A 6,108-nucleotide genomic window follows, 5' to 3' on the forward strand; every position below is an offset into this window, starting at 1 on the left:
CTTGGCGCCGCAGCCGCGCGCTGGCGCGCGGCGCGAACGTCGGCTGCTGGCCGAGCGCGGCGAGCAGGCGCTCGAGGCGCTCGACGCGGGCCGCGCACGGCGGGCAGCGCGTCAGGTGCTCGCGCAGCGCCGCGTCCGCGAGCGGGGGCAGCTCGCCGTCGAGCAGCTGGTGCGCCTGCGCCTCGGGCACCGGGCACCCCACCGCGGCGGGGCTCCACGACAGGGGCCGCACGGCGGGGAGGGAAGGGAGAGGGAGGGCGAGCGCGATGGGCACCGGCGTCGAATCTGGGCGGCGGCGGCGGTCGGCGGCAGTCCGCGCGAGCGTCGGCGGTGCCGCGCGTCCGCTCCCTCGCTCAAGCGGGCGTCGCGCGCCGGGGTTCCCCGGTACGCGCCCGTACCGCCGAGTGCGGCATTTGCGGTGTGTCACCGCGCGTGATGCGGGACACGGCGCGCGTGCGGTCCGCCCGTCTTGAACCCAACGGCGCAGCCTGGTTACTTCCGCCCTCCCGCTTCACCCCCGCCCGCCATGGCTGCACTCGTCGTCGACGCCCTCCTCCCGCTGAGCCTCCTCGAGGGGGTCCGCGCCGTCGACCGCGCGATCGACGATCCCGACACGGAGCTGGTCGCCGAGCTGCGCAACAAGCGCCTCGGCCTGTCCGACACCGTGCTCGCGCAGATCCATCGCTACGGCGACGCCGCGCGCCGCGGCGAGCGCGCCGCCCCCGACGAGGTGCTCGCGCTCGCGCGCCTCATCGCCCGCCGCCCCGACGCCGACGTCGTCTTCCGGGAGGCGGGGCGCTTCCTCGCCGCGACGGCCTACCAGACGCTCGGCCGCGCCGCCCGGCGCGACGCCCGACGCCTGCCGCGGCTGCTCGCCCGCCCGCTCGCCGTCCGCGCGGCCCGCCGCCTGGCGCGCCGCTACCTGGGCGGTCGCGTCGAGCGCGCGGGGACATCGCTGGTGCTGGAGGTGTCGCGCCCGCTGACCGTCGAGGCCGCCCCCGAGTCGACCGGCTGCACCTTCTACGGCGCCGGCTTCGCGGAGCTGCTGCGCCTCCTCGTCGGCGACCTGGCGCCGCTGGAGCACGAGCGGTGCGCCGGGCGCGGCGAGGGGCGCTGCCGCTGGCGCGTGGAGTGGGCGCGGTAGGGCCGCTCGCGCTCCCGTAGGTCGACGGGCGCCCACGCGCACACCCAGACCCCCGCGGCCGGCGAGCCGAGCGCGGAGCGCCGAGCGCCGCGTGAGATGCAGTGCTCGGCGCCCGGCGCTCGGCGCTCCCGTCGCGATCCGCCGGCGCATGCGGCACCGCGCGGATCGAGGCCCGCCGACGGACGCGGGGAGTCCCCGAGCGACCGACCGGCGGGCGCGCGGTCGCCTGACGCTTCGCGTGCACCGTGCGTACTATGGGGCGCCGCCGGATACCGGATCCGGCCGGCGCCCTCGTCGTTCGTGTCCCTGAGGAGTCCCATGCCCCGAACGCCCGTCCGCTCCCCGCGTCGCGCGCTCGTGGCGGCCGCGCTGCTCGGCGTCGCGCTGCCCGACGCGCTCGCCGCCCAGGCCCCCGCCCGTCCCGCCGCCAACGCGGCGCCGGCCCCCGCGCCCGCGTCGCGCCTGCGCCTGAACGACTACCTCGACTGGGAGGACGTGCAGGAGCCGCAGCTCTCGCCCGACGGCCGCCAGATCGTCTTCACGCGCCGGTGGGTCGACAAGCTGAACGACCGCTGGGAGACGTCGCTCTGGATCATGAACGCCGACGGCACGCGCCCGCGCTTCTTCGTCAACGGGAGCGCCCCGCGCTGGTCGCCCGACGGGACGCGCCTCGCCTACGTCGCGCGCGGCGAGCCGGCGGGGACGCAGGTGTTCGTGAAGTACCTCGACGGGAGCGGCGAGACGCAGATCACCCGCCTCGACCAGACGCCCGCCGAGCTGGCGTGGTCGCCCGACGGGAAGTCGATCGCGTTCCAGATGCTGGTGCCGCAGCGGGACGACTGGCGCCTCGAGATGCCCGCCGCGCCCAAGGGGGCGAAGTGGACGGAGGCGCCGCGCGTCGTCACGCGGCTGGCGTACCGGCGCGACCGGCAGGGGTACGTGGACGACGGCTACCGGCAGCTGTTCCTCGTCCCCGCCGACGGCGGCACGCCGCGCCAGCTCACCGCCGGCGCCTCCGACGCGGGCGCGCCGCGCTGGACGCCCGACGGGAAGCGCATCGTGTACAGCGGCAACCGGAACCCGGAGGCCGAGTACCAGTGGCGCGAGAGCGAGGTCTACGCGGTCGACGTCGCCGGCTGCGCGGCCGACGCCGGGAACGCGGGGTGCCCCGTGCAGCAGCTGACGCGCCGCCCGGGCCCCGACAACAACCCGGTCGTCTCCCCCGACGGGCGCTGGGTCGCCTACACCGGCTACGACTCGACCGACGCGACCTGGATCGACGCGAAGCTGCACGTGATGGCGATCGACGGGTCGAACCCGCGCGTCGTCAGCGGCTCGCTCGACCGCACGCCGCAGGGGCTGATGTGGGCCGAGGACGGCAGCGGCATCTACTTCAACGTCGAGAGCGAGGGGACGCGCCACCTCTGGTTCGCGCCGCTCAACGGCGCCCCGCGCGCGGTCACCAAGGGGGTGCGCGTGCAGACGGTGAGCGACGTCGCCCGCGGGATCGCGGTGGGCGTGGCGTCCACGCCGACGCGCCCGAACGACGTCGTGCGCATCGACCTGCGCACCGGCGCCGAGACCTGGCTGACGAACGTCAACGCCGACGTGCTCGCCGGGAAGCAGGTGGCGCAGACCGAGGAGCTGTGGGTGACGATGGGCGACGGCACCCGCGTGCAGGGATGGCTGATGAAGCCGGTCGGCTTCGAGGCCGGGCGCCGCTACCCGATGATGCTCGACATCCACGGCGGCCCGCACGCGATGTACAACCCGGGCTTCAGCTTCGCGCGCCAGGAGCACGCGGCCAACGGCTACGTCGTGCTGTGGACCAACCCGCGCGGCTCGACGGGCTACGGCAGCGCGTTCGGCAACGCGATCAAGAACGCGTACCCGGGCAAGGACTACGACGACCTCATGGCGAGCGTCGACTCGGCGGTCGCGCGCGGCTACGTCGACACCGGCAACCTGTTCGTGCACGGCTGCTCCGGCGGCGGCGTGCTGACGGCCTGGATCGTCGGGCACACCGACCGCTTCAACGCGGCGTCGTCGAACTGCCCGGTCATCAACTGGATGAGCTTCGTCGGCACGACGGACGGCCCGAGCTGGTACCGCAACTTCGAGAAGCTCCCCTGGGAGGACCCGAGCGAGCACCTGAAGCGCAGCCCGCTCATGTACGTCGGCAACGTGAAGACGCCGACGATGCTGATGACCGGCGTCAACGACCTGCGCACGCCGATCTCGCAGACGGAGGAGTTCTACCAGGCGCTGAAGATCCGGAAGGTGCCGACGGCGATGGTGCGCTTCAACGACGAGTGGCACGGCACCAGCTCGAAGCCGAGCAACTTCCTGCGGACGCAGCTCTACCTGCGGTCGTGGTTCCAGCGGTACGCGAAGAAGGAGAACGTGGCAGTCCAGTAACCCCAAGCACGACCGCGGGAGTCGTCACCGCGGGAGTCGCAACGGCGGGAGTCGTCACTGCGCAGTGCGCGGTCACGACTCCCGCTCGCGTGACTCCCGTAGTGACGACTCCCGCTGTTGATTACCCCGCCATGCTCTCCGAACTCACCCTCCCGAAGTTCCAGGCCGCCATCGCGCAGGAAGGCCTCGACGGCTGGCTCCTCTACGACTTCCGCGGCACGAACCCGATCGCCGGCGGGCTGCTGGGGCTCGGCCACGTGATGCTGACGCGGCGTCTCTTCGTCTGGGTGCCGCGCGAGGGGGCGCCGACGGCCGTGACGCACGCCATCGAGCAGGCGCCGTGGCGCGACTGGCCGGCGGCGTGGGGGAAGGTGGTGTACAGCTCGTGGCGTTCGCTGGAGGGCGCGCTCGGCGAGCTGGTGGCGGGGAAGCGGGTGGCCATGGAGTACTCGCCCGGCGACGCCGTGCCGTACGTCGACCGGGTGCCGGGGGGGGTGCTCGACCTCGTGCGCGCGCAGGGGGCGACGGTGGCGACGAGCGGGGAGCTGGTGAGCCGGCTGTTCGCGGTGTGGACGCCGGAGCAGCTCGACGCGCACCGGAAGGCGGCGGAGATCGTCCGCACGGTGGCGCACGAGGCGTTCGCGCTGGCGGGCGCGCGGGCGCGCACCGCCGAGCCGCTGCACGAGCACGAGGTGCAGCGCTTCATCCGCGACGCGTTCGCGCGGGCGGGGCTGGAGCCGCCCGACCACGGGCCGAACGTCTCGGTCGGCGCCAACGCGGCCAACCCGCACTACGAGCCGTCGGCCGAGCGCCCGGTGCCGATCCGCGAGGGGGACGTGGTGCTCATCGACCTGTGGGCCGGCTTCGCGGGGACGCCGCAGGCCGACCAGACGTGGATGGCGACCGTGGGGGCGCCGAGCGCGCGCGCGCTCGCGGTGTGGACGGCGGTGCGCGACGCGCGCGACGCGGCGATCGCGCTGCTGCGCGAGCGGGTGGGCGGCGGCGTCCCCGTCCGCGGCGCCGAGGCCGACGACGCGGCGCGGGCGGTGATCGAGGCGCGCGGCTTCGGGCCGTACTTCGTGCACCGCACCGGCCACTCCATCGACGCGCGCGAGCTGCACGGCGCCGGGCCGCATCTCGACAACCTGGAGTCGCGCGACGAGCGGCTGCTGATCCCCGGCGTCGGCTTCTCGATCGAGCCCGGCGTCTACGTCGCCGGCGAGATCGGGATGCGCAGCGAGGTCAACGCGTGGGTGGGGGAGGGGACGCTGGTGGTCACCCCCGAGGCGCCGCAGACGGAGCTGCTCGTCGTCTGACCGGCCGCGCGGCGCGCGCGGCGTGCGCGGCCGGGGTCAGCCCCGGCCGTAGTAGTACGCCTTGATGCAGCGCGTGACGAGCTGCTCGCGGAAGCGCGCGCCCTCGAGGCGGCGGTCCGGGTCCTCGAGCTCGGGCATGTCGGCCAGCAGCGACTTCACGACGACGAGCACGTCCTCGGCGCGCAGCGCGCGGTCGCGCGCCTCGCGGACGAGGGCGCCCATGGCCGACTCGAGCGCGCCGTCGACCTCCGACGGGGCCATCCAGAGCGTGCGCACCGCGTCGCGGAGCTCCGCGAGCGTCGCCTCCGAGAGGCGCGGGCGTTCGGGCGTCGAGCGCGAGTCGTAGGCCATCATGGCGGGCGGGACGGCGTGGCGCACGAGGAGGGGGCGCGTGGCGTCGGGGGGTGACGCCGCGCGGGGGCGCGACAACCGGCGCGACGGCGCGACCGGACGGGCACGACCCGGGGCGGATCGCCCCTCGTCGTTGCGACAACATACGTTTGGTCGCGACGGTCGTCAAACCGTGCGCGCGCGCTCGGCGGGCGCGGTTAGTTTGGCTGCCGCCGCGCCGCGGTGCATCGCTTGCAGCGCGCGCCGGCTCCGATTCGGCCGCGCCCCCGCCCCGCTCCCGTGACGCCACACCGCCCCAAGGCCCGCGTCCTCGTACTCGCCCGAGAGGCGGTGATCGCGGCACTCGTCGGCATGCTGCTCGAGCTCGAGGAGTACGACCCCGTCTTCCCGGCGCCCGACGAGCGCCCCGAGGACGCGATCCGCCGCCTCCGGCCGCCGCTCATCGTGGTGCTCGACGGGCAGCTCGCCGAGGCGCGCTCCGACCTCTTCTTCGCGCGCTGCGTGCAGGCGGGGGCGCGCGTCGCGATGTTCGGCGAGCCGGTGGCGGCCGACGCGGTGCGCGCCGCCGCGCGCGAGCGGCGGGCGGCGTACTTCGCGATGCCGGTGGAGCGGCGCGAGCTGGGGCGCGTGCTCGACGAGGTGCTGGCCGACGCGGGGTGAGCGCGTGGGCGGCACGCGGGTGGCGTTAGCTTGCGACGCCCGCGCCGTTCCCGTGTCCCCGTCGCACCGCCCGTGGCCCCGTCGCACCGCCCGTCGTTCCGCCCGTCCGCCGCGCTCCCCCTGGTCGCCGCGCTGGCCGCCGCGTGCGGCGGCGGCGCGGAGCCGGCCAGCGTCCCCGCCTCGCGGGCCGCCGAGCAAGTCGGAGCAAGCGGTCTTAGG

At 75.4% G+C, this 6,108-nt stretch carries 6 protein-coding genes; 4 read left to right on the forward strand and 2 right to left on the reverse strand.

Annotated features, from left to right (window positions below; all coding sequences use genetic code 11):
- Window positions 1-232: zf-HC2 domain-containing protein (locus PYV61_RS19565; protein WP_275834756.1), on the reverse strand; the 232-nt coding region annotated here is incomplete at its 3' end.
- A 294-nt stretch (window positions 233-526) separates the two neighbouring features.
- On the opposite strand from PYV61_RS19565, the gene PYV61_RS19570 reads away from it, so the two are divergent.
- From PYV61_RS19570 to PYV61_RS19580, 3 genes are all read left to right on the forward strand, one after another.
- Entirely contained in the window at window positions 527-1,144 is a 618-nt protein-coding gene (locus tag PYV61_RS19570) for a hypothetical protein (RefSeq protein ID WP_275834758.1), read from the forward strand.
- A gap of 318 nt (window positions 1,145-1,462) precedes the next feature.
- The gene (locus tag PYV61_RS19575) at window positions 1,463-3,562 is read left to right on the forward strand and encodes a S9 family peptidase (RefSeq protein WP_275834760.1); all 2,100 of its coding nucleotides are present in this window, start codon (window positions 1,463-1,465) and stop codon (window positions 3,560-3,562) included.
- A gap of 131 nt (window positions 3,563-3,693) precedes the next feature.
- Complete coding sequence (locus tag PYV61_RS19580; protein WP_275834762.1) at window positions 3,694-4,878, forward strand: Xaa-Pro peptidase family protein; 1,185 nt, start codon at window positions 3,694-3,696, stop codon at window positions 4,876-4,878.
- A 36-nt stretch (window positions 4,879-4,914) separates the two neighbouring features.
- Here PYV61_RS19580 and PYV61_RS19585 read toward each other — a convergent pair whose 3' ends face one another.
- Window positions 4,915-5,256, reverse strand: a complete 342-nt coding sequence (locus PYV61_RS19585; protein WP_275834764.1) for a hypothetical protein — start codon at window positions 5,254-5,256, stop codon at window positions 4,915-4,917.
- A gap of 303 nt (window positions 5,257-5,559) precedes the next feature.
- Between PYV61_RS19585 and PYV61_RS19590 the strand changes: the two genes are divergently transcribed.
- A complete protein-coding gene (locus PYV61_RS19590) occupies window positions 5,560-5,889 on the forward strand; it encodes a hypothetical protein (protein ID WP_275834766.1) in 330 nt (109 codons plus the stop codon).
- Window positions 5,890-6,108: the final 219 nt, after the last annotated feature.

Origin of the sequence: Roseisolibacter sp. H3M3-2, from assembly GCF_029211165.1 — a bacterium.
Taxonomy (GTDB): Bacteria; Gemmatimonadota; Gemmatimonadetes; order Gemmatimonadales; family Gemmatimonadaceae; genus Roseisolibacter.

Excerpts from the sequence above, each read along its gene's own strand:
- PYV61_RS19575 (WP_275834760.1), top strand. The coding sequence starts at position 1,463 with ATGCCCCGAACGCCCGTCCGCTCCCCGCGTCGCGCGCTCGTGGCGGCC.
- PYV61_RS19580 (WP_275834762.1), top strand. The coding sequence starts at position 3,694 with ATGCTCTCCGAACTCACCCTCCCGAAGTTCCAGGCCGCCATCGCGCAG.
- PYV61_RS19570 (WP_275834758.1), top strand. The coding sequence starts at position 527 with ATGGCTGCACTCGTCGTCGACGCCCTCCTCCCGCTGAGCCTCCTCGAG.